At 66.8% G+C, this 23,922-nt stretch carries 21 protein-coding genes, 1 tRNA gene and 1 pseudogene; 9 read left to right on the top strand and 14 right to left on the bottom strand.

Features of this window, described 5'->3' with window-relative positions; translation table 11 throughout:
- Positions 1-7: 7 nt before the first annotated feature.
- The 3 genes from NAG42_RS06865 to NAG42_RS06855 all read right to left on the bottom strand — a co-directional run bounded on the left by NAG42_RS06865 (position 8) and on the right by NAG42_RS06855 (position 1,580).
- Positions 8-553, bottom strand: coding sequence for a GNAT family N-acetyltransferase (locus tag NAG42_RS06865; RefSeq protein ID WP_250028848.1), 546 nt, complete (start codon positions 551-553; stop codon positions 8-10).
- A 4-nt stretch (positions 554-557) separates the two neighbouring features.
- Positions 558-633, bottom strand: a tRNA-Arg gene (locus tag NAG42_RS06860).
- 731 nt (positions 634-1,364) lie between these two features.
- On the bottom strand, positions 1,365-1,580 hold the full coding sequence (locus tag NAG42_RS06855) for a hypothetical protein (protein WP_250028846.1): 216 nt from the start codon (positions 1,578-1,580) through the stop codon (positions 1,365-1,367).
- A gap of 154 nt (positions 1,581-1,734) precedes the next feature.
- On the opposite strand from NAG42_RS06855, the gene NAG42_RS44815 reads away from it, so the two are divergent.
- The 4 genes from NAG42_RS44815 to NAG42_RS06835 all read left to right on the top strand — a co-directional run bounded on the left by NAG42_RS44815 (position 1,735) and on the right by NAG42_RS06835 (position 7,133).
- Positions 1,735-4,083: a TOTE conflict system archaeo-eukaryotic primase domain-containing protein gene (locus tag NAG42_RS44815; RefSeq protein WP_250028844.1), complete on the top strand. Its 2,349-nt coding sequence runs from the start codon at positions 1,735-1,737 to the stop codon at positions 4,081-4,083.
- A 156-nt stretch (positions 4,084-4,239) separates the two neighbouring features.
- Positions 4,240-5,286 (top strand): SEC-C domain-containing protein, encoded by a 1,047-nt coding sequence (locus NAG42_RS44810; protein ID WP_250028843.1) that lies wholly within the window; start codon positions 4,240-4,242, stop codon positions 5,284-5,286.
- A gap of 282 nt (positions 5,287-5,568) precedes the next feature.
- The gene (locus tag NAG42_RS06840) at positions 5,569-6,219 is read left to right on the top strand and encodes a type IV toxin-antitoxin system AbiEi family antitoxin domain-containing protein (RefSeq protein ID WP_250028841.1); all 651 of its coding nucleotides are present in this window, start codon (positions 5,569-5,571) and stop codon (positions 6,217-6,219) included.
- The gene (locus tag NAG42_RS06835; protein ID WP_250028839.1) at positions 6,216-7,133 is read left to right on the top strand and encodes a nucleotidyl transferase AbiEii/AbiGii toxin family protein; all 918 of its coding nucleotides are present in this window, start codon (positions 6,216-6,218) and stop codon (positions 7,131-7,133) included. Before NAG42_RS06840 ends, NAG42_RS06835 begins: the two co-directional genes overlap by 4 nt.
- A gap of 131 nt (positions 7,134-7,264) precedes the next feature.
- Here NAG42_RS06835 and NAG42_RS06830 read toward each other — a convergent pair whose 3' ends face one another.
- Entirely contained in the window at positions 7,265-7,660 is a 396-nt protein-coding gene (locus tag NAG42_RS06830; RefSeq protein ID WP_250028838.1) for a hypothetical protein, read from the bottom strand.
- 66 nt (positions 7,661-7,726) lie between these two features.
- Here NAG42_RS06830 and NAG42_RS06825 point away from each other — a divergent pair, with 66 nt between their 5' ends.
- Positions 7,727-8,236, top strand: coding sequence for a DUF6933 domain-containing protein (locus NAG42_RS06825; RefSeq protein ID WP_250028837.1), 510 nt, complete (start codon positions 7,727-7,729; stop codon positions 8,234-8,236).
- 91 nt (positions 8,237-8,327) lie between these two features.
- Here the strand turns inward: NAG42_RS06825 and NAG42_RS06820 are convergent, their stop codons facing one another.
- The 5 genes and pseudogenes from NAG42_RS06820 to NAG42_RS06800 all read right to left on the bottom strand — a co-directional run bounded on the left by NAG42_RS06820 (position 8,328) and on the right by NAG42_RS06800 (position 11,425).
- Positions 8,328-8,630 carry a hypothetical protein gene (locus NAG42_RS06820; protein WP_250028836.1) on the bottom strand — a complete coding sequence of 101 codons (303 nt, stop codon included), beginning with the start codon at positions 8,628-8,630 and terminating at the stop codon, positions 8,328-8,330.
- An 18-nt stretch (positions 8,631-8,648) separates the two neighbouring features.
- Positions 8,649-9,914: a WXG100 family type VII secretion target gene (locus NAG42_RS06815; protein WP_250028835.1), complete on the bottom strand. Its 1,266-nt coding sequence runs from the start codon at positions 9,912-9,914 to the stop codon at positions 8,649-8,651.
- Positions 9,911-10,240: a hypothetical protein gene (locus NAG42_RS06810; protein ID WP_250028834.1), complete on the bottom strand. Its 330-nt coding sequence runs from the start codon at positions 10,238-10,240 to the stop codon at positions 9,911-9,913. The genes NAG42_RS06815 and NAG42_RS06810 overlap by 4 nt, the downstream gene beginning before the upstream one ends.
- Positions 10,237-10,620, bottom strand: coding sequence for a YbaB/EbfC family nucleoid-associated protein (locus NAG42_RS06805; protein ID WP_250028833.1), 384 nt, complete (start codon positions 10,618-10,620; stop codon positions 10,237-10,239). Before NAG42_RS06805 ends, NAG42_RS06810 begins: the two co-directional genes overlap by 4 nt.
- 154 nt (positions 10,621-10,774) lie before the next feature.
- Positions 10,775-11,425 (bottom strand): annotated as a pseudogene (locus tag NAG42_RS06800) (nucleotidyl transferase AbiEii/AbiGii toxin family protein).
- A 116-nt stretch (positions 11,426-11,541) separates the two neighbouring features.
- Here NAG42_RS06800 and NAG42_RS06795 point away from each other — a divergent pair.
- Entirely contained in the window at positions 11,542-12,003 is a 462-nt protein-coding gene (locus tag NAG42_RS06795) for a site-specific integrase (protein ID WP_250028832.1), read from the top strand.
- Between the two features lie 119 nt (positions 12,004-12,122).
- On the opposite strand, the gene NAG42_RS06790 is transcribed toward NAG42_RS06795, so the two are convergent.
- Positions 12,123-12,674, bottom strand: a complete 552-nt coding sequence (locus NAG42_RS06790; protein WP_250028831.1) for a hypothetical protein — start codon at positions 12,672-12,674, stop codon at positions 12,123-12,125.
- Between the two features lie 230 nt (positions 12,675-12,904).
- On the opposite strand from NAG42_RS06790, the gene NAG42_RS06785 reads away from it, so the two are divergent.
- The 3 genes from NAG42_RS06785 (at position 12,905) to NAG42_RS45290 (ending at position 14,937) form a co-directional block, all read left to right on the top strand.
- Positions 12,905-13,561: a chromosomal replication initiator protein DnaA gene (locus NAG42_RS06785; RefSeq protein WP_250028829.1), complete on the top strand. Its 657-nt coding sequence runs from the start codon at positions 12,905-12,907 to the stop codon at positions 13,559-13,561.
- A gap of 352 nt (positions 13,562-13,913) precedes the next feature.
- Positions 13,914-14,777, top strand: coding sequence for a beta family protein (locus NAG42_RS06780; protein ID WP_284045030.1), 864 nt, complete (start codon positions 13,914-13,916; stop codon positions 14,775-14,777).
- On the top strand, positions 14,698-14,937 hold the full coding sequence (locus NAG42_RS45290; protein ID WP_369077093.1) for a beta family protein: 240 nt from the start codon (positions 14,698-14,700) through the stop codon (positions 14,935-14,937). The genes NAG42_RS06780 and NAG42_RS45290 overlap by 80 nt, the downstream gene beginning before the upstream one ends.
- Positions 14,938-15,137: 200 nt before the next feature.
- Here the strand turns inward: NAG42_RS45290 and NAG42_RS06775 are convergent, their stop codons facing one another.
- From NAG42_RS06775 to NAG42_RS06760, 4 genes are read right to left on the bottom strand one after another with little or no spacing between them, the layout of a single operon-like run.
- Positions 15,138-17,786: a phospholipase D-like domain-containing protein gene (locus NAG42_RS06775; RefSeq protein WP_250028826.1), complete on the bottom strand. Its 2,649-nt coding sequence runs from the start codon at positions 17,784-17,786 to the stop codon at positions 15,138-15,140.
- Positions 17,783-19,417, bottom strand: a complete 1,635-nt coding sequence (locus tag NAG42_RS06770) for a hypothetical protein (RefSeq protein WP_250028825.1) — start codon at positions 19,415-19,417, stop codon at positions 17,783-17,785. The genes NAG42_RS06775 and NAG42_RS06770 overlap by 4 nt, the downstream gene beginning before the upstream one ends.
- Positions 19,418-19,431: 14 nt before the next feature.
- On the bottom strand, positions 19,432-22,740 hold the full coding sequence (locus NAG42_RS06765) for an AAA family ATPase (protein ID WP_250028823.1): 3,309 nt from the start codon (positions 22,738-22,740) through the stop codon (positions 19,432-19,434).
- 22 nt (positions 22,741-22,762) lie between these two features.
- Positions 22,763-23,911, bottom strand: coding sequence for an exonuclease SbcCD subunit D (locus NAG42_RS06760; protein WP_250028822.1), 1,149 nt, complete (start codon positions 23,909-23,911; stop codon positions 22,763-22,765).
- Positions 23,912-23,922: the final 11 nt, after the last annotated feature.

The following is a 23,922-nucleotide window of genomic DNA, read 5'->3' as shown; positions in this document are numbered from 1 at the left end:
CTCCACGCTAATCCGCCGAGGCCGCCCACTGCTCCCGGGTCAACCCATACCGAAGCGACTGCCCGGTCTCGCCCAGACGCCGCATGCCCAGCCGCTCCATCAGCCCCCAGGACGACGAGTTGGCGGTCTCACAGCCGGCCGTGACCTGCGACAGCCCAAGACTGTCAAAGACATAAGTCAAAAAGAGCCGCATAGCCTCGTACGCGTACCCCTGCCCGTGATAACCCGGGTGAAACTGAAAGCCGACGTCCCCCGCCCCAGGCCGATCCGACGCCAGCCAGACCCCGACGTCGCCGATCACCCGATCGTCGGCCAGGTGCTGCACAGCAAACCCGTGCCAGGCATCCAGCGCATGCTCATCAAGCACAGCCTGCCCAGCCAGATAGTCACGGGCCTGCTCAGCACTCATGGCCGCACCAGGCAGATAGCGCCGCACCACCGGTTCACCCTGATAGGCCAAAAAGTCTTGAAGGTCGCCACCCACAAACCGCCGAACAACAACCCGCCCAGCCCCGACGACGATCACCTCACCCAGCCATGACACAAAAGTCACGAAGTGGTGCCCCCGGTAGGAATCGAACCTACGACACACGGTTTAGGAAACCGATGCTCTATCCCCTGAGCTACGAGGGCTTGCGGCCCATATCGTACCTACCAGGGCGTTCCCAGGAGTGCCCGGGCGTCCCATCGGGTGCTCATAGGTGCCATCTGGTCCACCGGTGGGGTTCCGTCGCTGGTTGGAGCGCGTCCGGAGCAAACCCCGGGCACACGCGGCCCGGCGTGCCCGGCGGTGACCACGGATGCCCAGCGCTGACGGCGGGTGCTACTCGCTCCCCGAGCACGTCCGGAGCACTCGCGGCGACTTCTGAGCTGGGACCTCTTCGGCAGTCGACTCGATGTTCGCGCGGGGTCAGACGATGGTCCGTGCCACCGGCACCGCGGGGTGCGCCTCCTGCGGGAGCGTCGCCGGGCATCTCCCGCACGAGGTGCCCGGCGCGTGGCTTCCCGGCAGCACGTCGTGCCGACCACGGCGAAGACTGGAGCGTTCGTCGCACTACTGATACGAATTTTCCTCGGCGAGATTCGTTGCGCCATTGGCTGCAGCAGACGACCGCAAGGTAAGCCCATTCCTCTGGACGGCCAGCTTTGCACCGCACACGGCGCGCGCGGTCAAGCGTCGCAACCCTTGGATAGATACCTTGTCATCCGAAGGTGACATGCCCAGGATTTATCCGTGGGAGAGCTGGCAGGACTTCCGCCGACCGACCGTCGTTCCTGCGGCCGGAATGACCTTCCAGCGCCAGTGCCGTTCCAGGGGTTGGGCAGGCGTAAGAGGAGTAGTACTGGTAGCCGGCCACCGTGGTCTATCGCCCTGCCCAGTACCGGTAGGCGTCGATCCATACCGAACCGTCCGGTGGCGGGGCGGGTAGTGGCAGGTCGAGCAGGTCGATCCGCTGCCGGTCGCGGCCTCGAGCGCAGATGGCGACGATGTTGTCACCGATCAAGTCGACTTTCTTCACGGTGACCTCGACACCGAGCACGGTGGTGGCGAACGGTACGACCAGGTGGTCTTCGAGCATGGTGACCAGGCCAGTGAGCTTTTCGTCGTCGTTGTACGCGTCGACGTGGCTTCTTCGATCATCGCCTCGAGCGCCGCGTTCCGCTTCGGTGCCATCGGCGGAGGAGAGCGGCCGGTCGTCGTAGGTTCGAAGCCCGATACGTCAGAATGATCCGGTGGATGCGACGGCTGAGCACGCCGACCTACGCCGGGAGGTACAGCGTTTACAGGCCGAGAACGCCAGGCTGTCGCGGCTGCTGGAACTGCGTGGTCAGCACACTGCTCCGCCCCCGGAGCAGCTATCCGCCCCGGTCGCCGCGCCGGGCATGGTCACCATGGCCTCGCCGGTGGCGGACAAGCTGGCCTTGTTCGCCGACCGGTTCCGGGCCCGCACCGACGTGTACGCCGTCCGCTGGGAGAACACTCGTACGGGTGCATCTGGGTGGTCGCCGGCCGTCGCCGGCGGCTGGCGCAAGGGCATGGATCGGCGCAGCGCCACTCATCTACCCCGAACCCCGCAAGTCGTGGCGGCTCATCTGGTTGGCGACGTGTTTATGGGTCTTTACCCGCTGCTCTCCAAGAACACGTGTCAGTTCGTCGTCGCCGACTTCGACGGTGCGATGGCGATGCTCGACGCGCTCGCCTACGTCAAGGCGGCGAGGGCCAGTGCTGTGCCGGCCGCGCTGGAGATTTCCCAGTCGGGCCGTGGGGCCCATGTGTGGATCTTCTTCACGGAAGCGCTTCCTGCGGCTACGGCGCGAGCTGTCGGTACCGGGTTGTTGCACGAGGCGATGGTGCTGCGCGGGTCGATGGACCTACGGTCGTACGACCGGTTGTTTCCTAATCAAGACGTCTTGCCCGACGGCGGGTTCGGGAACCTCATCGCCGCGCCGCTGTACGGCCGCCGCCGTAAGGAAGGCCTCACCACGTTCCTCGACCTCGGCACGCTCGAACCGTACGAGGACCAGTGGGCGTTCCTCTCCACGCTGGACCGACTCAGCCCCGGTGATGCGGAACGCCTCGCCCGAAAAGCGAAACGCTCCACCACCGGAACCGACGTCGCCACGATCAGCTGGTCCGCCGCAACAAGGGTCCATCCCGCGCTGCCTGCGGTGGTCCACGCGGAACTCGGTGCCGGGTTGAACCTTGACACCAGCCAACTCACCCCGGCCGCGCTCGCGACGTTCAAACACGCGGCTGCCATGGCCAATCCGAAGTTCTACGAACTGCAACGCCTGCGGAAATCAACCTGGGACACCCCGCGATTCATCCGCGGCTACGACCTCACCCTCGACGACCACCTGATCCTGCCGCGCGGGCTGCGCCACTCCATCAACTCCATCGTGGAACAGGCAGGTTCGCGGCTCTCCGTCACCGACGCGCGAAACCCCGGTCAGGAGATCGACGTCGCGTTCACCGGCGAACTCACCGCCAAGCAGGGGACCGCGGTCGGCGCCCTTCTCGCCCACGACGACGGGCTGCTCATCGCCCCGCCCGGATCCGGCAAGACCGTCATGGGCTGCGCCGTGATCGCCGAGCGTGGCACCTCCACCCTGATCCTCGTCGACCGCAAAGCCCTCGCCGACCAGTGGCGCATGCGCGTCGAGCAGTTCCTCGGCATCAAACCCGGCCAACTCGGGGGCGGCCGGCGCAAGCTCACCGGCACCGTGGACATCGCGCTGCTGCCGTCGCTGGCCAGACGCGACGACATTGCCACCCTCACCCACGAGTACGGGCACGTGGTTGTCGACGAGTGCCATCACCTCGGCGCAGCCGCGTACGAACACTCCGTCAAAGCGATCGCCGCGCAGTTCTGGCTCGGCCTTACCGCCACACCTACCCGGCGTGACGGCCTCGGTCAACTCGTGACCTGGCAACTCGGCCCCGTGCGGCACACCATGACCGACGACGAACAGGGCACTCTCGCCTCCGCCATGAACGCCGACACCGGAACGCGGCGCCTGCTGTTCCAGCACGACACCGAGTTCAAAGCCGGCGACGTCGACCTGGACGCGCCGGGCGCGCTGGCCGAGGTGCACCGGAGATTGGCCCTCGACGAGCCACGCAACACTCTGATCGCCGATGACATTGCCGCGGCCCTGACGCGTGGCCGTAACTGTCTGGTCCTCACCCGACGGGTCGCCCACGTCGAGGCTCTCGCCGCCATGCTTGCCGCAAGAGGACATCAGCCGCTCGTGCTTCAGGGAGCGATGAGCACGACCGACCGTCGGGCGGTTGTGGATCGACTGGACACGGCCAAAGCCGGTGACGCTCTGCTGGTCATCGGGACCACGCCGTTCATCGGCGAAGGCTTCGACGCCCCAGCCCTGGATACCCTCTTCCTCGCCGGTCCGATCTCCTACGACGGCCTGCTCGTCCAATGCGCCGGCCGCGTCATCCGAGCCGCACCGGGCAAGGACACCGCCGAGGTCCACGACTACCACGACGTTGCCACCCCCATCCTCGCCGCCTCATTGCAGCGGCGCATGCCCGGATACCGGACACTCGGATTCACGGCGGCATAAAAACTCGCCGGCGAGATGGTCATCGACCTCCACGACCCGTCCCGCCGAGCAGGTGTCCTCGACGTCCGTTCCCCACCAGTCGACGGCCCCGAAGCAACTGGTTGCCCAGTCCACCCACCAACTGGCTGCGCCCGAGCCGCCCGGTAGGTTTTTGGCGTGAGTAGCTCTTCGGAACCTCATATCGCCCGTACCGCGTACGAGGTTTTCCTCGCCGATCTGCGGCTTGAGCCGTCCGCGGCCGACTATGAGCAGTGGGCCACCGATCACGCGGGTGATCCCGACGCGCCGCGGGCGCTGGTGGATGCCGGGTGGTCGATTGCCCGCAGCAGCGGCAACCTTGATCGGGCGCTGGAACTGTTCCGCCGGGCCGCGGGGTTCGGCGGTGAGGTCGGCAGGGACGCTCAGGTCGGCGTCGCGGAGCAGCTCTACGCGCTGCACCGTGATCAGGAAGCGGACGAGGTCCAGCGTGCCCTCCGGGCGGAACTGGACGACCAGCCCAGCGGCCTGGGAACCGTGCGAGTTTTCGATGACATGACGGAGATGCTGTCCGACGCCGGGCAAGACCACCTGGCCCTCGGATGGTGCCAGGCCGGACTGGAGCGGGCGGTCGAAGCCGGCGACGACCCCGAGGTGGAGGAGCGTCGGCACGCGCTGCTCATCAGCCGCTCCTACCTGCGGGAGAAGCTGGGCGTGGAGCTCGACGAGGAGGATCGCGAAGCGCGCGCGGAGGCCGACTCGTCGTTTGCGGAGCTCGCAGCGACGATTCGCGAGACGCTAGGTCCTTTACCGCCGGGCAGTGGGGCCGACGCAGCCCTTGCGGAGGGAGCGTTCGACGGGATCGTCCTGCGGTGGATTCGAGAGGACTTCAGCGCGGTCCGCTCCCGCTGGCCGGAATCGACGACTGTCTATGGAGGCGATTACGAGACGTACGCCGGGCGGATCCAGCGCGAGGCCCAATCGTATGAACAGTCAGGCGCGACTCGGGTTCGCCTGGTCTCCGGCGGCCTTGCGGACTACGAGGCGTATGCGAGGGCGCAGCAACGCGATCCGGCCGCCCCGTCGACCCGCCGGGACTATGGCGAATGGTGCACCACGGCGCGGCCCGATCGGGTACGGCTCTGGCCGCCCGAGCGTAACGAGGCGTGCTGGTGCGATTCGGGACGTAAGTACAAGAAATGTTGCGGAGCACCAGCCCGCAACTGACGCTCTCGATGGGCTCGCACGCCTTCCGAGCTGGGAATACCTTCAGCGGTCGACTTGATGTTCGCGCGATCGTTCGTGCCACCGATACCGCGGGGTGCGCCTCCTGCGGCAGCGTTGCCGGGCACCTCGCGCGCGAGGTGCCCGGCGCGTGGCTATCGCTACTACGGCAGTGGCCTACGCAACGTCCCCCGCATCGCGGCGGGCCGCGACTCTTCCTTCGGATTCGTCAGGCTGACCTGGCGCTTGCTGGAGCGTTCGTCGCACTATTGATACGATCGCTCCATGTCGAGACGCACTGCCATAGCCGCGATCAGCCCCGTGGCCAGCGAGCAGTGGGGCATGCTCACCGCAGGGCAAGCCCGTCGACTCGGGGTGTCCCGCCAAGATCTGAACCGCCTGGTCGATGACGGCACGCTGGCCGTCGTCGATCAGGCCATGCGGGTGTATCGGCTGACAGGCGCGCCCGAAGACCCTGACCTCGACCCGCTACGCGCGGCGTGGCTGCAACTCGGCGGCGCGAAATCGTGGCACGAACGCACCGCCGCCCCGAACCTTGTCATCAGCCACCGCAGTGCTGCACACCTACGCGGGCTCGGCGGCCTGATTCCGTACGAGCACGAGTTCTACGCCACCACCCGACTGCGACCACGACGCGACGACATCAAGCTGCGCGTCCGGTCACAGATTGCCCCGGACAGCTGGGAGATCTGGGGCGGGCTTCCGGCACGCACCGTACCGGCGATCATTGATGATCTGCTTGCCGACGGCGAGGACGAGTCCGCTGTGGCTCAGGTCGTGCAGGATGCTCTCGCGCTGGGCCTGCTGCGCGATGAGGCGCTCACCTCGATCGTCGGGCCCTACACGGTCGCCTATGGCCACACCGACCCAGGCGAGTTCGTTCAGGCACTTACCGGCAAGGGGGCGCGCCGATGACCGAGCCCGCGTTTCGATATCAGACACCTTCGGCGTTCAGGACGGCACTCAAGGAACGTTTCGGCCAGATCGCGCGTACCGACCGGCGCTACCCACTCGCTGAACTCCAGCGACAGTTCGCCTACGACCGGGCACTCGCCCGGCTGTTCAGCTCCAATGACGCCGACCGGTGGGTCCTGAAGGGCGCGGGGGCGCTATTAGCCCGGCTCGCCACGGCTCGGCACAGCAAGGATGTCGACGTCTTCTTCAACGCTACCGAAGCCGCCGTCGATGACGCCGTTGACGCTCTGCGTGCTGCACTCCGTGCCGACATCGGCGATCACTTCGCGTTCGACGTCACCCGGATTGCTCCCCTCCAGGAGGAGGCCAAAGGGGCCCGTGTGCACGTCAACGCACGACTCGGCCCGACGTCCTTTGCCGGCTTCCACATCGACGTCGTAGTGGGCACCGCCATGACCGGCACACCGGATGTCGTCGCACCGCTGACGCCGCTCTCCATTGACGGCCTCGTCCGGCCGCACTATCGCGTCTTTCCGATCCCAGACCACCTGGCCGACAAGCTCTGCGCGACGATCGGCACCTACGTCCGGGACGGACAGTCGGCGAGCAGCAGCCGAGTTAAGGACCTCGTCGACATCGCGATCATCGCCAGCACGCAAACCTTCAGCGCCGACCGGCTACGCACCGCGGTTGTCATCAACGCGGCGATTCGCAAGGTTGAACTTCCCGACCAATTCATCGTGCCGGACGAAGGCTGGGCAAGGCGTTACCCGAAGGTCGCGGCCGAAGCACCCGGCATCGTCCCGGACTACGACACCGCCGTGAGCCTCGCGCGCCAGATCTTCGACCCCATCCTGGACGCAACAGCGACCGGTGTCTGGGATCCGTCGGCGCGGGTCTGGAGCCCAGAGTGACCCCACCGCCCAGATCGCGGGCTGGCACGACAGATCACCGTCCAGGACACGAACTCGGCCAACTGCTCCGGCACACGCACGTCGTCTTCTGCCGCGACGCTCACGACGCTCCTCCAACTTCTTGATCGCGGTCAGAACCTGCAGGACCTGGTGCGGCCACGCCGCTTTGTCCTGGATGTTAACTCTCGGGTCACCGGGTCGGGCAGTTCCGGGAAACGGGCCTGCCAAAGCGCTCGCATTCGGGCAGGGAGCCATAGAAGCGGCCATACTCGGCGCAGGATGTCGGCATTGAGCCAGCGACTGAGGTCATCAGTGGTGGCCGCCTGATTCAACACCGTTTGATACATCACTTGAAGGTCGCCTGGATCGTCCAGGTCGTAAGTGCTGTGGCCCGACCAATCCAATGACCGATCGAGCGTCACCTGACCACCGGCCGGGCCATGCAGATCGGCGAGGTTCGTCGGCACGACGTAGTGCCGCTGGTCCGCATAACGCGAATCGCGCGCCGCGCCATCGACCGCTGCCATCTGCTTACCCCCTGAAAAGACCAGCCCAGCCAGTGCGGTCGACAACCGTCGAGCAGGATTGGTCTCGTGTTGATCGTCCGGGCGACCAAGAAGCTACGCCAGCGGCTCGGGTCGGCGACGCCGTATGACGGTGAATCGTCGACCACCCTGCTCGGCGAGTGGTACGCAAACCTGCTGCCGTGGCGGCCCCAGCAGTTGATCCTGCTGGTCAACGAGGAGACCCTGTTGCCGGTGCTGATGTCGCTGGCGCCGGGGGCCACCGTGCCGGCCCGTATCGGACCGGAGATCGCCGCTGCTCTGGCCGCTCACCAGGCGCCGGCGGCCGTCATCGAGGGCGAATTGAGGCAGATGCGGGACTGCCGGTTCGGTCCCACCGCGAACCGCAGCGTCGTCGGCGTCATGAACGAGTTCGCCTACCTCGCCGACGTTTACCGACACTCCGACCCTGGCAGAAGCCTGGCCGAGTTGGGCCTGAAGCTGGCGGAGACGCCGTGCAGTCCGCTCTACCGCCGCCATGTCCGGCCGGACCGTGAGCTCGAAGCGTTCCTGCAACTCGTCCAGCGCTCGGACTCCTGATCCTGCCGCCGTCCGGGCGGGGTGGCCAGCGTGTCTTTCGTTGTCGCCCAGATGCTGTTCGTTCCCGCACGAACGACTCGCTACGTGGGCGTCAGTAGTAATACGCGTGGGCGGTGGCCGGAGCCGTCCCGGCCCGCCGGTAGGCGCGCATGATCGCTACGACCACCTGGTTGAACAGCCGTTGGTTCACACCCGCGGCGGTGCCTGACGGCTCGCCCACAGCGGGATCAAACGACAGGTCCCCAATCGGCTGGCCGCTGTCGTCGGCCGGTCGGAATCGCCGGGTCGGTACCTCGAAGGTCACGTAGCCGGTCTGTTGGTCGGCTTCCCACCGGTAGAGCACCGACTCACCGCTCGGGTCGCCCTGCGCCCAAATCCCGATAGAGGCGGTCATCGCCGGTCACCGAGCACGTCAGTCCTTTCGTTGATAGCCGACACCGTCGCGCGCTGCGGCTTCAGGGTCCCACGTAAAGCCTGCGTCGTTGGTGGCGGTGTGCGCGCGTCCGTAGCTTGGGTCTCCGGTGCTGGCCATGTAATTCGATTCGAATCGCTCGTGCCGCAACAGGTCGATGTCGGCCGGGTGCGGGTTGCCGCCGGCGAGCCGTTGCCATGCCTCGGCCATGCGGGGGTTGGCGTCGAAACGTGCCACGGTGCTGTCGCCGTACAGATCGAGCAGGTGCTCATCGCGGAAGACGTGGTTTTTGATCGTGGTGATGTCTTCCGCGGTGAAGCCGTATTCTCGCGCGGTCGCGGCGACCGCCGAGAGTTCGTCGTCACTGGCCCGGAACGAGTCATAGGCCCGGTCTGCCCATTCATCCTCGAAGTCGATGTCACCGCGCGGACGCCGTAGTTCCCCACCGGTCTGTCGCACGGCGGACGTCGTATCGGGCGTGGTCGCCGTCGGATCGGAACGGCTGAGCTTACGAAGTGCCGCCTTGAGACCATCCAGTACGCCGGTCAACTCGTTGAGCTTGCCGCTGAGTCGTCGCAGGCTGTTGAGCAGTGCTCGGATAAAGCCTTGGATGCGGTTGACCCATTTGGCGACCAGTGCGGCTACCTGACCGATGACCACCGGGGCACCGATGCCGAGAGTGAGCCCGGCCTCGGCCAACCACATGGGCAGGCGGGCGGCGAGGGTGGCCACGAACTGGGCGATCAGGTCCCGGACGATGCCGCGGACCAGTCCGACGAGCAGCCCGGCGCCTTCGACAGCGTACGAGATCGCCTCGGACGCCTTGGCGATGCCGCCGAGGGCGTCGGCCTGCTGGCCGGCGTGGTTGCGGTAGGCGTCACCGGAGGCGCCGGACCAGCCGTCCGTGTGCGACCGGACGGTGTCGGCATAGCGCTGTTGAGTGGCCGTTGTGGCGGCGGCGACGTTGCGCCATGTGGCGGCGTGGGCGGCGATCTCGCCGGGCTGCCCGGCCAGCCAGTCCAGGCCCTGCTTCAACGGCCGTACGTGCTCCATCAGCCAGCCGACACCCCAGGCCACCAGCGAGCCGAGCGGGTCGACGACCGTGCCGAGCAGGTCCAGGGTGCCGCCGACGCCGCCCAGGGTGCCGTCGACCCAGCTGCCGTCCTGGATGCCGCTGCTGATCTGCGCCGCGTCCTCGGCCAGCCCGAGGCCGGTGTACCAGGTGGTCGAGCTGTGCGCCTGGGCGACCAGCGGGTTGTCGGTCACAGCGGAAGATCAAGGTGCGGGGTCGCGGCTACGTTCAGCTGCCGGGCGCTGCCAGCGTCGGCGGCGTTCATCCCGATCGCGATCGCCTGCAGCTTCGAGGAGGTTTCGCTGAGCGCGTCCACCGCGTCGCTCATGACTTCCGTGGCGCTGCCGAACAGAGGGCTGAGCAGGGCCGGCAGGAATTGGCAGAGTTGCCCGTACGCCTGGCCGTCCATTGCGACTTCGCCTGCCGCCGATCGAGCCCGCAGCATGTCATCGGACGCCTCATTCACGGCGCTGGCATGGCGAATCACCGCCTCGGCGGGAAACTCCACACCCGCGCTCACCGGTCTTCCTCACGCTCGACAGTCGGGAATCGGGTCTCGAACGAGTGAAGTACCGCGCGTCCCGTCTCGGTGTCTGCGCCGACGGTGTCCTGGACCTGATCGGCGACCAGGCCGGATAGGGCCGCCTGGGCGCGCCGCATGACCGACATGATTTCGTCGGCAAGGCGGGGGCCAGACAAATCGTGTACGCGCTCGTCGAGCTCAAGGCGCTCGATCTGACCGGCAGACCCCACCGTGACTCGAATCGCGCCGTCGCGGCCCTCCGCCGTGCCGGTCAGCGCCGCCACCCGCCGCGACAGCTCGACACTGCGCGCCGCTTGGGCGTTCACCTGCCCGGCCCAAGTATCCAGCCAGTCCTCAGCAGTATCGGCGCCGTCCACGGGCTCACCCCCATCGATGTCTTCCGACAGGTTATCGAGCGCTTGCTATCTGGATCTTCGACTCGGCCCTGACGGGCCTTCCGAACCGATGGCAGTTCGGCCGGTGTGCAGACGTACTCCGAGCCTGAACCACTCCGCGGGTTCTGCCGCGCGACTATTCCGACGAGGGCTCGTCACGCAGATCGCGACGCCATGCGGCGAACCGTTTCCGCACGTCGTCGAGCGCTTGGCCGGTGATGCCGTATTGGGCGAAGTCGTCCGGGTCCAGCAGATCGGCCTGTCCGAGAGCGTCAGCAAAGATTCGCCGGTCGAAGCCGCGATCGGCGCGTTCGGCGAGTCTTAGAACGGCTTCGTGGGTGTACCTGCCTGATCGCAGGGCGGCATCGATGTCGACGAAGTCGCGCGCGAACGCCCGTCCGTAGAGCGCACTCATCTTGTTCGCCACCGCGTCGTCGGGATGCAGAACCGGTCCCACGGCCATGAGAATCGGTTCGTTGGCCCGCCAATCCACGCCGAGCTCCACCTTCGACGTGTGGCTGCCGTCGGTCACTGTTAGTCGGGCGAACGTGTCATAGCGCCGTTCGAGGTCGACCGTGAGGCCGTCGTCGCGGTACGCCTGAACCACGGCGGCGACCGCCGCGCCGAACTCGTCGCGGCTGTTCCAGCCAGTGAACAGGTCGATGTCCTCGCTGGGCCGCTCCAGAAGACCGGCTGCCTGGACCGCGTATCCGCCGGTCAGGGCGAAGCCTTACCGCTGAGCGGCCGCAAGCCCAGTCCGAGCGAGTCGTTCGTGAAAGGGATCCACCGGCTGCTACGCGGCGTTCGTGCGGGTAGCAGCCAGTTCCGGGAAACGTTCTTCGCAAAGGCGTCGCCGGTAGACGACCCACCGGTGACGCGACCCGCTCCCGGATCCGGGCCACTTTGCGCAAGCCGTTCAACGACGCCCTCCGCGAAGGCATCATCGCCGGCGTAGCCAACCCCGCCGCCCTGGTGAAGACCCCCAACAAGCGATCCCGGCCGATCGTCTGGGAGCCCGAACGCGTCGAACGCTGGCACGCCACCGGTGAAGTCCCCAGCCCCGTCATGGTCTGGACCGACGAACTACTCGCCGACTTCCTCGACTACGCCGCCGCCGAAGCGCCCGATATCCACCTCATGCTGCACCTCATGGCCTATAGCGGCACCCGCCGCGGCGAAACCTGCGGCCTGCTCGACGCCGAAGTCCGCCTCCGCAAGGCCGAAATCGGCATCGTCAACCAGATCGCCACATACGGCGGCGGAAGTATCTGTCATAAGAAGCCCAAGAGCGAAGCCGGCAACCGCGACGTCATCCTCGACCCCGACACCGTTGCCCACAACTCGGCCACTCCACCACCACTCTGACCCGCGACACCTACCAGAGCGTCGCCAAGGAGCTGCACCACGAGGCCGTCGGAGCGGTCGCCGAACGCATCAAAGCCAAGAGGTGAAACGTGGCCTAATCCAGGCTCATCCGCGCGACGTCATGCGGTTGTCGCCGCGCTGGCGGTATCGCCGCCGTCAGCTCGCGGCGTCCCCGACCCGGACACAGGACGTCGGCTTACCCAGTCGGCGTGTGCAGTCAGGATCTCCAAGCTCAACTGGTCAGGCGCTTCCGGGAAGTGCTCCATCCACCCCTCGAGGTCGGATCCCGCATCGGGTCGTAGCCCGAACCGCGCTGCGGCGACGCTCAAGCGCTGATAGTAGGCATGGCGGCCGAGCGTCGTCGTATTCATCGCACGTCGCAACGCGTCCTCTATGAACGCGTTCCGGTCGGGCATTTCGTCGAGGTACGCGGCGAGATCGTCGGGAAAGTCGACTTCGATCTCTACCATCTTGCGTCCACGTTCGTCGACGTAGCGGCGTACCTCCCGAACCGACGTGTCGGGCGGGAGGGTACGGACGGCAGCTCCCACGGCCGCGTCCAACTGGTCCAGCAGACTGCGGGCGACGGCGCCGGCCGCCTCGGCCTCAGCGGCCTTGCGGGCGGCGGCTTCCACCGCCTCGTGCAGGTGGGCGAGGATCTCTGATCGCATGGGCCGGACCGTACGGCGAGGGTCCGACAGGGTAATCCGCAAATTCGGACGCCGAGCGATCAAACGTACGCGGCTCAGCCCGAATGAATCCCATCGGCTGACCCTGACTCCCTCGTTAAGCTGGGCAGACATAGCTTTCCGCCCGACTGGGCGACCGGGCGGAGGTCACGCCGCAAGATGACACACGACGATCTCGCGCATCGCCCGGGTTCCGGGGTTGGATATCCGGCATGCCAAAAGTGAAGATCAATTCTGACGACTACCGCCAATTCGAAGAAGCCGCCGAGGCGGCCGGTACCACCGTCGACCACTGGCTGGCCGAAGCCGGGCGGGCGCAGGCACTGAAGGCGGCGCACGGCGCCTCCCGGGTCACGCTCCCGCGCTCCGACCGGCTGACTGACACCTGGGGGGACGCACTGCTCGACCTGGCCGGCGAGCTCCGGTCTACGCAGGAACTCGCCTACGTCACGCTGCTTCAGCTCCACACCATCGTCAATGACACTGCCCTATTCGTCGCGCCGGACGCGTTCACTCGCGACGTCGTCGAGTCACGGCTCCGTGGGCAAATCGCCGACGCTCTGAGTCGGCGGCTCGACCGCCCAGTGGACATCGCCGTCACACTGGCACGACCAGCCACACACCGGCCAGAGGCGACGAAAGCGTCCGCGACGAGTCAACCATCGCAGGGTGCGACGCAGAACGGGAAGCGCGTTGCCGGATCTACCGACATCCGGCAGGTCGGCACTGCCGGGGAGTCGAAGCGAGAGGCCGCGACATCTCGACCCACAACCGGCGCTCACACCGATGGTCAGCTCTCGGGCGTCATCAACGAGCTCGAGTTTCTCAAGGCGAAGGTGGAAGAGTACGTCGCCCGCTCATCCCGGTGAGTTGACCCGCCGTCCCCCATTCTCATATCGCCAGGTACGGCAAAGGCTTCCACGGGTCCTCCGTGCCCGCACGCCGGCGACGCATCAGCTACCGACCGGATCGAAACGGGGCACTTCGCTCCTCGCGGTCCGGCCGGACGACGAAACGAGGATTCGGCCAGTTATGAGAGTTCTGTCGCACCTGGCCGGTCCGCCGCCCCGGCCACGACGCGCATCAGCCCGACCGCTGGGTCGCTGTCCGCTACGATTGTCTACCGGGGAAAGGGTATACCCACAGTTGCGGACTGAATACCAAGCGTGCACTATCGAGCGAAAGGTGTGGATGGCCTGCGAGGGGTGCGCCTTGGTCTACATGCCCATACTCAGAGGCCGCGAAGGTGAGCTCAAGGCCATCGCCCGGCTGCCCGAAGCGTTCGTGCCAAGCACTTTGCCGATCTTTGAGGTGCCGCCAGCGTCCAATGATCCGATCAAGGATGCGTACGCGTTCACCAAGAAGGCCCGTGACTCGGTTCCGTTAGGCATGACGATCGCCGTTGACGTCGGCCACCTGGGCGATTCGGACGACCGCTGGCGAGGGCCGCTACGGGACATTGCTGAGGACTTCGCCCTCTGGGGAGTACCGGTTCGCCCGGTCCTCCACCTACACGACTCCAGCCGCCGGCTCGCTGAGGCGCGAGAGGCCACGGAGATGCACACAGGTCAGACCGTGGTGCGGCTGGGCGGCGATGCGGCTGATCCGGATGACGAACAAGCCGAGGGAAGGCTGGCCGAGCTGTGTCGGCAAGCGGGAACGACGATCGAGCAGTCGTCCCTCGTCCTCGACTTCTTCGAGATCCGTTCGGCGCGCGACCTCGGCCGAGTTGAGCCGCTGGACCGGAAGTGCGTCGCCTGGGCACGACGTTATCCCTGGGAATCCATCACGGTGGCCGCAGGCGCAATGCCCAAGACGTTGGCTGATCTGCCCAAGAACGCGGCCACCCCGATTCCCCGACATGACCTGGCCCTTTGGAAGCGCCTTCGAGAACCCGATCTCGGATTCGGTGACTACGGCATCGGCCATCCCGAAATGAGCGTGGGGGATGGGTTCCCATGCCCAACATCAGGTATACCGACGACGACGTGTGGTGGATATACCGATGGGCGCGGACGGCAACGGCAACAAGGCCATGTACGAGCTATGCGCCTCGCTGGTCGCAGCAGACCACTGGCCAGCTGAGGGCGGTGCCTACTCGTGGGGTGACGGCGAGGTCGCACGGTGCGCCGAACGGTTCGGAGGCCCCGGTAACCCGATGCAGTGGCGCGCCTGGGGCACGGCACATCATCTGACCCACGTGCTTAGAACGCTCAGCACCGCGCAGGGAGAGCCCGGCGCTTGAGGTGCGCAATCACTCTGCATCGCGCTCGCACCTTCTGTCGTTGCGCTCGGTCGCTCCAGTCTGCACAGAATGCCACTTGTGGTGCGGCATCGACGCTCGGCCGGATTGATAGTGATGAACCACCGTAGGGATGACTGGGCGCTTCCAGCAGCCATGGAGGGGATCGTCAGGGGCCGGCAATCGAGCGATGCCTGCTTCGGCTACGCAAACAGGTCGGCCAGCACACCGACCGCGGCGTTGAGTTGGTCGAGGAGACGATCGCTGGTTGGTTCGCTCGACTCCAATACCGTCTGGCCGAGGCCGGGAAGAACGGCGAGCGTCTCACCCTCTGTGAGGGAAAGTCGCCAGCTACTGTCAGTGGCGTAGACGGCCACTCCGCGGCAACGCCGGTATTGGCGGACCGCGGCGAGCAACCGCGGCAGACGTGGATCAAGAAGAGGATCCGCGATGCCTCGCACACCAAGGCGGACCTGGATCGCTGCAGCGCCAGGTGGCGCGTCGAGAGTTAGGTCGTCAAGGCCAAGCTCGGACGCCGTGCGGGCACACCAGAGATCATCATCGATGAACGTGATGGCGCCCAAGAGCTGTTCATCCACTTCGGCGCGAGTGATGGCGCGTCCGGTGATGGCGCTGAGGTATCTGGCGGTTTCGTCTGTCGGGTCGACCAGGTTGTGTTCGAACGCGGCGATAATGACGGGCTGGGCCTCCACAACTCGTTCCCGGCGGCGTGGACCAGGCTGCACGGTCAGCCAGGACAATGCAGCAGCGGCTTCCGGTAGCCACTGGGGCAGCCGTTGCTTGGCTTTCGTACAGACTTCTTGATCGACCTGGTTGAGCCAGCCAGGGCGGGTGCCGCCTCCCGCAAATCCGCCAAGCCAGCGCAGCCACAGGTCATCAAGGTCTTGCTCGGTCAACTCCAGCCGTTCGGGGGTCTGGGCGGAGGCGAGGTTGAGTTCGGCGAACGCGCCGACGATCGTCGCGAAGTTACCGGCCGGCGCAAGGGGCTCGATCCATGCCAGGCGAGGGTCCGCTTGCGTATTGGCCCAGCGTCTTAGAAGGTTGCGGGCGCGTATGCGGACGCGGGCTGCGAGCCGCCACCTCCGCGGCGTCGGTGCCTCTTCTTCTTCGGCGTCGCCAGCGTCGTCGAGGAGTCTTGCAAGAAGTGAAGGCCCGGCACGGCCGGAAGCAGGCTCCGATGGAGTCCGCGCACGTAGCGCGTCGAGGAGCTCGATGATCGGTTCGCTGGCGTCGAGACTGTCGCCCCAGATTCTTCCGTATCGACTGGCGCGTGGGTCACGCCCGAGCTGTTCACGTTCGAGGCGTACCCATAGGTCGTCGTTGCCCTGTTCGGTTTCCTCATCGGCCGTCACGCCGCCGCCTGCGGCGGATGTCGGTCGATCGCTGACCTCCATCACCAAGTTGCGGTGCAGCCAGACCAGCATCTTGCCGAGCGGGCTGTCGAGGTCACCAGTGACAAGGCCGTCTGGTAGGTCGACGCTGAGTCGCGCTGTCGCAGTGAGCGCGGTTGCGAGTGCGGTCGGGTCGTCCACGACTACCTGGTTGGACAGGACGGAATCGTTGGCGTCGACCAGACGAACGAGGCGCCTATGCAGCGGACCAGCGGTGACGGCTCTCCCGGAGGTGTCGCGGGTGAGCGGTTGTCGGTGCGTCAGGTCGTCAAGCAGCCAACCGGGCTGAGCCATCGGCTCGCTGGACACCTCCACCCGTCCGTCGCCGTTCGCAGATGCGGAGATCAGGCGTACTGAGGGCGCTGCGGGTTCCGGTTCGGATCGGAAAGACCATGATCCGAGTTGGTCGAGGTTGGCGGTAACGGCTGTGGTGTCCGGGGGTGTGAACGCCGCTCGGACCTTGTCCGCGGTGAGTTGGCTAAGGACGGCGACCTCGACATTGCCGCTGTGTCCCACGGTGCGGGTCAACGCGGCTCGGGACAGGTTCGCAGATCCAGACAGTAGCCATCCCTGGTCGCCGGCCACGGCGCCAATGAGTTTGGCGTGCACGAACTCGTCCGGCTGGTACATGAGCACGTCGGTTGTGGCGCCGCTGGCGATCAGTCTTTCCTTGAGCCGGTTCCCGTTGACGCTCGTGGCTTTCGTGAGGAACACACGAACGCGCCGAGGGCGCAGGTCGGTGAGTAGCTGCCCGACCGCTTCCGCATCGTCGTCGTAGTACGGGGCGCTGAGTAGCAGCTCGTCAATGTCCGTGGGCGCCTGGGCGGTAAGGACCGTCTTGAACTGGGCGGCGATCGGGGTGTCCAGATTGTGGAGCAGAGGTGAGTCTGTCTGCGGCGTGTCGGCTGGTTGGGGCGGCAGCCGGGTGTCGAGGTCGAGTAGCCGTTGGGCGAGAGTTGTGTCATCGACGAGGCCGACGACGCGGTGAATCCAGGTTCGCCATGTGCGGATGGCTGCGTCGCCGATGGGGGTGCCGGAGCGGAAGGTGGTGAAGACTTCCTTGCCCCGGTCGAGCCCGGTCATTGAAAGGTTCCCGGACCCGACCAGCAGGGTCGCCCTGGTTCCGGCCACGGTGAGGTACGTCTTGGGGTGGAATGCCTGACCGCCCGGACGTACGCCGCGCAGCAGCCATCGCCGGTTCACAGCCGTGAGGGTGTCGACGGCATCAGCAGGGAGGCGGTCGAGGCCGGCGGTGAGCCTGCGGTGGTCCGCGAGCACGACGACGTTGAGCGGAGGGTCACCCAACCGAGGTAGCAGGAACTCGTTGAACAACGACAGGTCCACGCTGTACGTCGTGGCCCACATCGCCGACGCGGCACCGATGAACAGTTCGTTGACCGGGCGGCTTCGTTCCGCCAAAGGGACCGCCGGCTCGGTCATCCGAGAACCTCGTGGACGAACGCGGTGCCTCGATCGGTCAGCCGTGATTCGGTAGGCTCGTCGCCTTCCCACAGACCCAGGTCCCAGGTGATCCAGCTCAGCGGGTTTGCGCGGATCGCGGCGAGTGGGAACCGCTCGATGCCGTGGTCGTAGAACCGCAGGAGCCCTTCATCCCAGCGGAACCGGAACGTGAAGTCCGGCAGTTTGGAATAGGCGATGCGCTCATGCACCGGGACCACGAACCGCGATACCAGCCACCACAGCGTCTCCCCGAGGGACGGCTGACCGTTGAGATGCTCACCGACGGCGGCTAGGACTTCGGCTACCGACGGCTGCCATGCCGATCTGACCCGCGACGCCTTCTCCCAGCCGGGATCGACGCGACCCTTGGTGCGGCGGGCGAGTTCTAGCAGCACCACGACAGCGGAGGTGGCCGTGTCGAGCCCGGCGGTCAACCACCGAAGGGTATCCAGCGTCGCCGTGGCGACGTCTATGTCCTCGCCGTCACGGTCAGGCACGGTCAACGCGGCGGTCTCCAGCTCGGCAGCGATCGCAGCCGTTGGGTAGCCGGAGGCCCAGGCAGGTGGTCCGCCAACCATGTTTGAGGCCACGTCACGTACCTCGGCGTGGGTAAGCCCGCGACCCAGGTCGCGGCTGCGGGCCAGGCCGGCACGGCAGAACTGCGACCAGACCGAGCAGATGACCTCCTGCCAGATGTCCTTGGCGATGAGCGCCGCCCACTGCCCGGCGACGAGAGCGTGCCCGTCGCTACGCGGTTGCGAATACGACCACAACGCGTCCCGATACGCGCGACCGTACCAAGGCACATCTGGATCGGCAGCGACGAGACTGAGATAGTGCCCAACGCTGCGTCGGCGCTGGACCACACCGGTGTCCAGCGCGGCGCTAACGCCGGGTCCGGCCTCATCGGCTCCGCTGGTAGCGGGTGCGTCGCTACCAAAGATGGCGTCGTGCACGGCGCTGCGTTCGTCCGGTCGCTCACGCAGCCGGCACAGGCAGGCGACCCCGGCGTATTCATCGATTGCGGCTGCGGGTAGCGGATCGCTGGTCCACATGAATCGGCGGTAGTAATCCGTGTCCTCCACAGCGCTCCGGAATGTCGCAGCCAGGCTTCGGGCTCGATCGGTTGCGCGAAGGACATCGATGGCAATCGGTTGGTCACCGAGCATCGTTCCAGCTCTCGCGACGATGCCAAGTTCAATCAGCGGCGAGCGGTAGTACAGCCCGTATCCGCCGAAGCTGCTCTCCACAGATTCCCCGCGCGGGAACGGTCCCGGCCCTGCGGCGACGTCACTCAGCCGCCGTGCGCCGACCGGGCTCGATCCGCACTCGTTTGGGCAGCGCTGCACCGCGAGGCCGAGTTCCCACTCACGCCGGCGGATGAATGTGGCTAGCGACTTGCCGTCGGCCGGCAGTCGTCTGCCCTGGTATTCGTCGAGGAGAAAGGCGTGGAATGCGAAGTACCGTGCACGTCGGGACAACTCAAGGATGCCCGGCAGGAGCAGCGGCATCAATCGATCCTGGGTGGTCGTCTGGAGGCCGAGCGGGTCGCGGCCCTCGTTCTCCCGCAAGGAAGCCGCGATCCAGCGGGGCGCGGGTACCTCGTCCACAACAATCCGCGTAGTCACAAGTTGTCCCGCGTGACGGTGGATCCGTACTGGTCGCGGTTCACCCTGAACTTCACCGGGACGCGGTCGGCGAGGGTGCTGACATGGGTGATCACGCCGACCATCCGGTCGCCCTGGCTCGCCAGGTTCTCCAGCGTGTTGGCGACAGTGTCCAGGGTCGTCTCGTCCAGTGTTCCGAAACCCTCGTCCAGGAAGATCGAGTCGAGGCGGGCCGAGCCGGCGGCCGCAAGGGTGGACATCTGCGCCGACAGTGCGAGCGCCAGCGCCAGACTCGCTTGGAAGGTCTCACCGCCGGACAGCGTCTTGACTGGGCGTGGCAGGTCGGCGTTGGTGTGGTCGATCACGAGGAAGTCGCCGTCCTCGTGGGTGAGGTCGAATTGGCCGCTGGACAGTTCGGCGAGGCTCGCCGAGGCGTCCCTGACCAGGACGTCGAGGGCGGAGGCGACCAGCCAGCGAGGAAACTCGTTCGACCGCAGGAGGCCCGCCAGCATGTGCGCCACCTCGTGGTCGGCTTCCGCGGCCGCCTTGCCGGTGACGAGTTCAGCCAGAGTTGTTCGCTGGGTTTTGATGTGACGGGCGTCGGCTCGTGCCCGTTCCAAGGCGGCCGCGACGGCCGCCCCCACCGTCTCCGCGAGGGGCCGGCCTTGCGGCACGACGACCTCTGCCTGGGAAAGCCGAGCCGTGAGGGCTTCCTGAGCCTCATTCAGGTGCCGTTCGGCTGCTGCGAGAGAGCTTTCCGCGAGTGCGGTCTCTGCTTGCCGAGTGCGTGACTGCTGACTGGCCCAGCCGACAAGGTCAGCCCAAGCGGTCAGGAGGTTTTCTTGGCGAACGGGCGGGGCGCCGAGTGGCACCAACCGGTCGCGGGCGGCCCGCAGGTCGAGCCAAGCGGTCTGCTCGTCGGCGCGGAGCTGATCGAACGCGGTTGCAGCCAGGTCGCGGGCGGCCCGGGATGCTTGGACCTTCTCGTGGGCGGTCCTGGTCTCGGCTTCCAGGTGATCGATGCGGGTCAGCTCGGCGGCGGCAGCCTCGTCGGTCGGCGCATCGGCGAGGGTCGTGTCCAGCTCGGACATCCGCTCTCGGAGTTGACGGAGCACCAGCGCCGTTTCTTGGTCGGCGCGAGCGGCGGCCATCTTGGCAACGTCCGCGCGGTCAGCCGCAGTCTGGGCACCCGCGAGCGCGGTCGAGCTTGCTTCCGCGGCCTGCTCGGCCTCGCTCGCCTGGTGGATCGCGAGTTTGAGGAGGTCGTCGCGGGTGGTGGCCTCGGTCGCCGCCCAAGTTTCGAGTGTTTGCCACGCTTCGGCGAGATCGAGACCGTCGACGGCCGGTGCGCCGAGCGGCACGAGTGGATCCCGGGCTCTGTTCAGCCGAGTCCGGGCCACCGTCAGCCTTTTCCGCAAGGCGGCCGCTTCCTTGTCGGCCGCCTCGTATGCGGCGCGGGCCCGATGAAGGCCGGCGCCGGAGTCTCGGAGCGCGACGGTCAACCTGTCCAGGCGGCTCAGCTCGGCATCGACGGACCTCTCGTCCGCCAGTTCCCCGCTCAGGGCTTGGCGGAGGGCGTTTGCCGATGCGGCCGCGCTCTCGAGTGCACCGATGGCCCGTTGCTCGGCCGCGACGGCCGTGGTGTGGTGCTGGGTTGTCCGACGTAGCCGGGCCTCTGCGTCGGTCAGGCCTTTGTCGGCCGCGGCGAGCAGTTCGTGATCCAGCGGGTCGGGCAGGGCCTCGACGGGCTGCTCGCAAACGGGACAGGGTTGGCCCGCTACGAGGTGTGGCCGGAGGGTCGCCGCGACGTCGGTGCGTGCCGCCTCGTCGCGGGCAGTCCGAGCCCGGGCAACGGCCTGGTGCGCCTCCTCAACTTCCTTGTGCGCCGCCTCGACCTGCTGTTTGGCCTCCTCGCGCTGCCGCGCCAACTCCGGCTCCGACGCAAGGAACTTGGCCAGTTCAGCGTGGTTGTGCTTGGCCTGCTCGAGTGGGGCACGTGGGGGCGCCGCACCGACTTCGCGTCTGGCGTCGGCCTCTGTCGCCTCCGCGTCGGTGAGCGCCTGCCGGGCCGCGGTGAGCTTCGTCAGGAGGGCGGTCTCGCTGCCGCTCATTTCGGCGACGTCGGCCGGAGTGGATAGCTTGCCGAGCTTCATGCACTCGGCTCGCAGTGCCGTGACGCGGGTCTTGGCCGCCGTCACCGAGCTTGTCGCGGTTTCGGCAGCATCCCGGGCCACCGAAAGTTCACGGGTCGCGGCGGAGTGGTCGACTGTCGTGACGGACAGGGATTTGGCGGCTTCGGCCCGATCGTTCTCGGCGTCGGGCTGTCGGTGGGTGAGCCTCGCGCGCTCAGCATGGTCACGCCGCGCTTGCTCCAGCGGACCCCGCCGGGGTGCGGCTTGCAAGGCCGCCCGCGCCGCGTTGTCGAACCGTTCGGCGACGACGAGATTGTGCTCGGCCTCGCCGGCCGCCGTCCGCGCGGCGGCGAGGTGTTCGCTGAGTGCTACGAGATCGGTCGGGGCGGCGAGCGCAGACAGGCTGACCTGCTCCGCCGCGAGTCTCCGGACGGTACGTTCGGCATTCTCGACTTCTCCGCCGGCGTCCCGGAGTTCCGCCAAACGGGTAGTGACCTGGATACCCAGGTCCTCCAGCCGCTCGGCTCGTTGGTGCGCCTCGTCTTCGGCCTCCTGGGTGAAGGCGGTCAGCCGGCTGATCTGCTGGTCAAGCAGAATTGCCCGCTCCTTCGCCATCGCGGCCTCGGTGTTGGCGGACTGTCCGATGGTTTCGTACACGGTGACGCCGAGCAGGCGGGTGAGGATTTTCTGTCGATCGCTCGGCCGGGCGTGCAGGAACTCGGCAAAATCTCCTTGGGGCAGAACGACGCACGAGCAGAAGTTGTCGAAGGACAGTCCCAGCAGTTGTTCGACGGCGGCGTTCATTTTGCCGTCCGCTGCGATCAGCTCAGTTTCGTCCTCGCGGGTTCCTAGCCGAGTGGGATCCATCAGACGTTCGAGGCGACCGTTACGGATGCCGACCCCGGTCGTACTTCGCCGTAGTTCCCGTGCGGCGACGTAGCGATGGGCGCCCACGTCGAAGACCAGCCGTACGACTCCTCTGATCACCGTCGGCGCCAAGGCGAGCGACACCGTACGCCGATCGTCCCAGCGCGGCACCGAGCCGTACAGCGCAAAGACCATGGCGTCGATGACCGTTGATTTCCCGGCACCGGTCGGGCCGACGAGGGCGAAGAAGTCGGCTTGGGTGAAGTCCACCGTCGCCGGCTCGCGGAACGATCCGAAGCCCGTCATCTCCAGAAGTACTGGCCGCATGAGTCCTCCTCGAGCTGTCGGGTCATGACTGGAAGGTAGCGTCGTGCAGGCGCGTGAACAGTGCCTGCACCCGGGGGTCGTCGACGTTCTTGGTCGCGCAGTATTCGGCGAACAGCTCGGCCGGGGTGCGGTCACCGCCGGAAGCGTTCGACGGTCGTGAATTGGCCGTCGGCACGGTAAAGCCCGGATGGATACGGACTTCGAGAGCGTTCGGGAGAATTGCGATGACCTGGTCGCGCAGCCCCGCCCGCGCGGGTTCCTTGATCCAGACCCGGAGGAAGGCATCTCCCGCCACGTCGGTCTGGGCGGCGATCTCGGCGAGCGTGCCGCTGATGGTCAGCAGGCGGCGACCGCTTCGAATCGGGAGGTCGGTGATCCGGGCCGTGGTGGTGGGCGTCGCTTCAACGAGGCACACGACGCTCTCGTTGTTCTGCTCCCCGAAGTCGATGGCCAGCGGTGAGCCGCTGTAGTGCACTGGGACCGATGCGGCGACCTTTTGCCGACGGTGCAGATGACCGAGGGCGACATAGGTCGTCGTAGTGGGGAAGGCGGCGGCCGGCACCTGATATTCGAAGATTGACTGGGCGGCCCGTTCGCCGCCGCCGAAGGTGCTTCCGGTGACGGTGAGGTGGGCCATCATGATGTTGATCGCGTCGGGCCGGAATGGTGTGGCCAGCGCGGCCAGCATGTCTTGGAGCCGTTGGGCGTAGCTGATCGAGTTCTCCATCGGCGTGCTGCCGAGCAACTCCGCGGCGCGAACGACGGAGCGCTGATGGATGAACGGCAGGGTGGCGATGACGACGGGCTCGCCGGTGGAACGGGCGGTCAGGTCGAGAGAGCCGGTGAGCGGGGTTCCGACGAGGTGGATGCCGACCTCGTTCATGAGCGGCCGGTAGGCGTCGAAGGTCGCGGCATGGTCGTGGTTGCCGGCGATGGCGACCACCGGTATGCCCAGGTCGCGCAGGGCGAGCAGGGTTTGCACAACCAGCTGCTGGGCCTCCGCCGACGGCGCGGCCGAGTCGTAGATGTCGCCCGCGATCAGGACGGCGTCGACCTCGTGCTCGCCAGCCAGGCCGACGATCTCGTTCAGGACGTCGCGTTGTTCCGGGAGACGGTGGTGACCCTTGAGGGTCTTGCCGACGTGCCAGTCGGAGGTGTGCAGAAATCTCATGTGGTCCGTCC

Source organism: Paractinoplanes maris, from assembly GCF_023544465.1.
GTDB classification, from domain to species: domain Bacteria; phylum Actinomycetota; class Actinomycetes; order Mycobacteriales; family Micromonosporaceae; genus Actinoplanes; species Actinoplanes maris.
This window is presented reverse-complemented; position numbering and strand designations above follow the sequence as displayed.

What these genes read in the sequence shown, in the direction of transcription:
- NAG42_RS06820 (WP_250028836.1), bottom strand. Translation starts at nt 8,630, where the DNA reads ATGACCGCCTCTATCGGGATTTGGGCGCAGGGCGACCCGAGCGGTGAG.
- NAG42_RS45290 (WP_369077093.1), top strand. Translation starts at nt 14,698, where the DNA reads ATGGGCGCGGACGGCAACGGCAACAAGGCCATGTACGAGCTATGCGCC.
- NAG42_RS06855 (WP_250028846.1), bottom strand. Translation starts at nt 1,580, where the DNA reads ATGCTCGAAGACCACCTGGTCGTACCGTTCGCCACCACCGTGCTCGGT.
- NAG42_RS06830 (WP_250028838.1), bottom strand. Translation starts at nt 7,660, where the DNA reads ATGGCAGCGGTCGATGGCGCGGCGCGCGATTCGCGTTATGCGGACCAG.
- NAG42_RS06780 (WP_284045030.1), top strand. Translation starts at nt 13,914, where the DNA reads ATGCCCATACTCAGAGGCCGCGAAGGTGAGCTCAAGGCCATCGCCCGG.
- NAG42_RS06790 (WP_250028831.1), bottom strand. Translation starts at nt 12,674, where the DNA reads ATGCGATCAGAGATCCTCGCCCACCTGCACGAGGCGGTGGAAGCCGCC.
- NAG42_RS06760 (WP_250028822.1), bottom strand. Translation starts at nt 23,911, where the DNA reads ATGAGATTTCTGCACACCTCCGACTGGCACGTCGGCAAGACCCTCAAG.
- NAG42_RS06835 (WP_250028839.1), top strand. Translation starts at nt 6,216, where the DNA reads ATGACCGAGCCCGCGTTTCGATATCAGACACCTTCGGCGTTCAGGACG.
- NAG42_RS06785 (WP_250028829.1), top strand. Translation starts at nt 12,905, where the DNA reads ATGCCAAAAGTGAAGATCAATTCTGACGACTACCGCCAATTCGAAGAA.
- NAG42_RS06775 (WP_250028826.1), bottom strand. Translation starts at nt 17,786, where the DNA reads ATGACCGAGCCGGCGGTCCCTTTGGCGGAACGAAGCCGCCCGGTCAAC.
- NAG42_RS06840 (WP_250028841.1), top strand. Translation starts at nt 5,569, where the DNA reads ATGTCGAGACGCACTGCCATAGCCGCGATCAGCCCCGTGGCCAGCGAG.
- NAG42_RS06765 (WP_250028823.1), bottom strand. Translation starts at nt 22,740, where the DNA reads ATGCGGCCAGTACTTCTGGAGATGACGGGCTTCGGATCGTTCCGCGAG.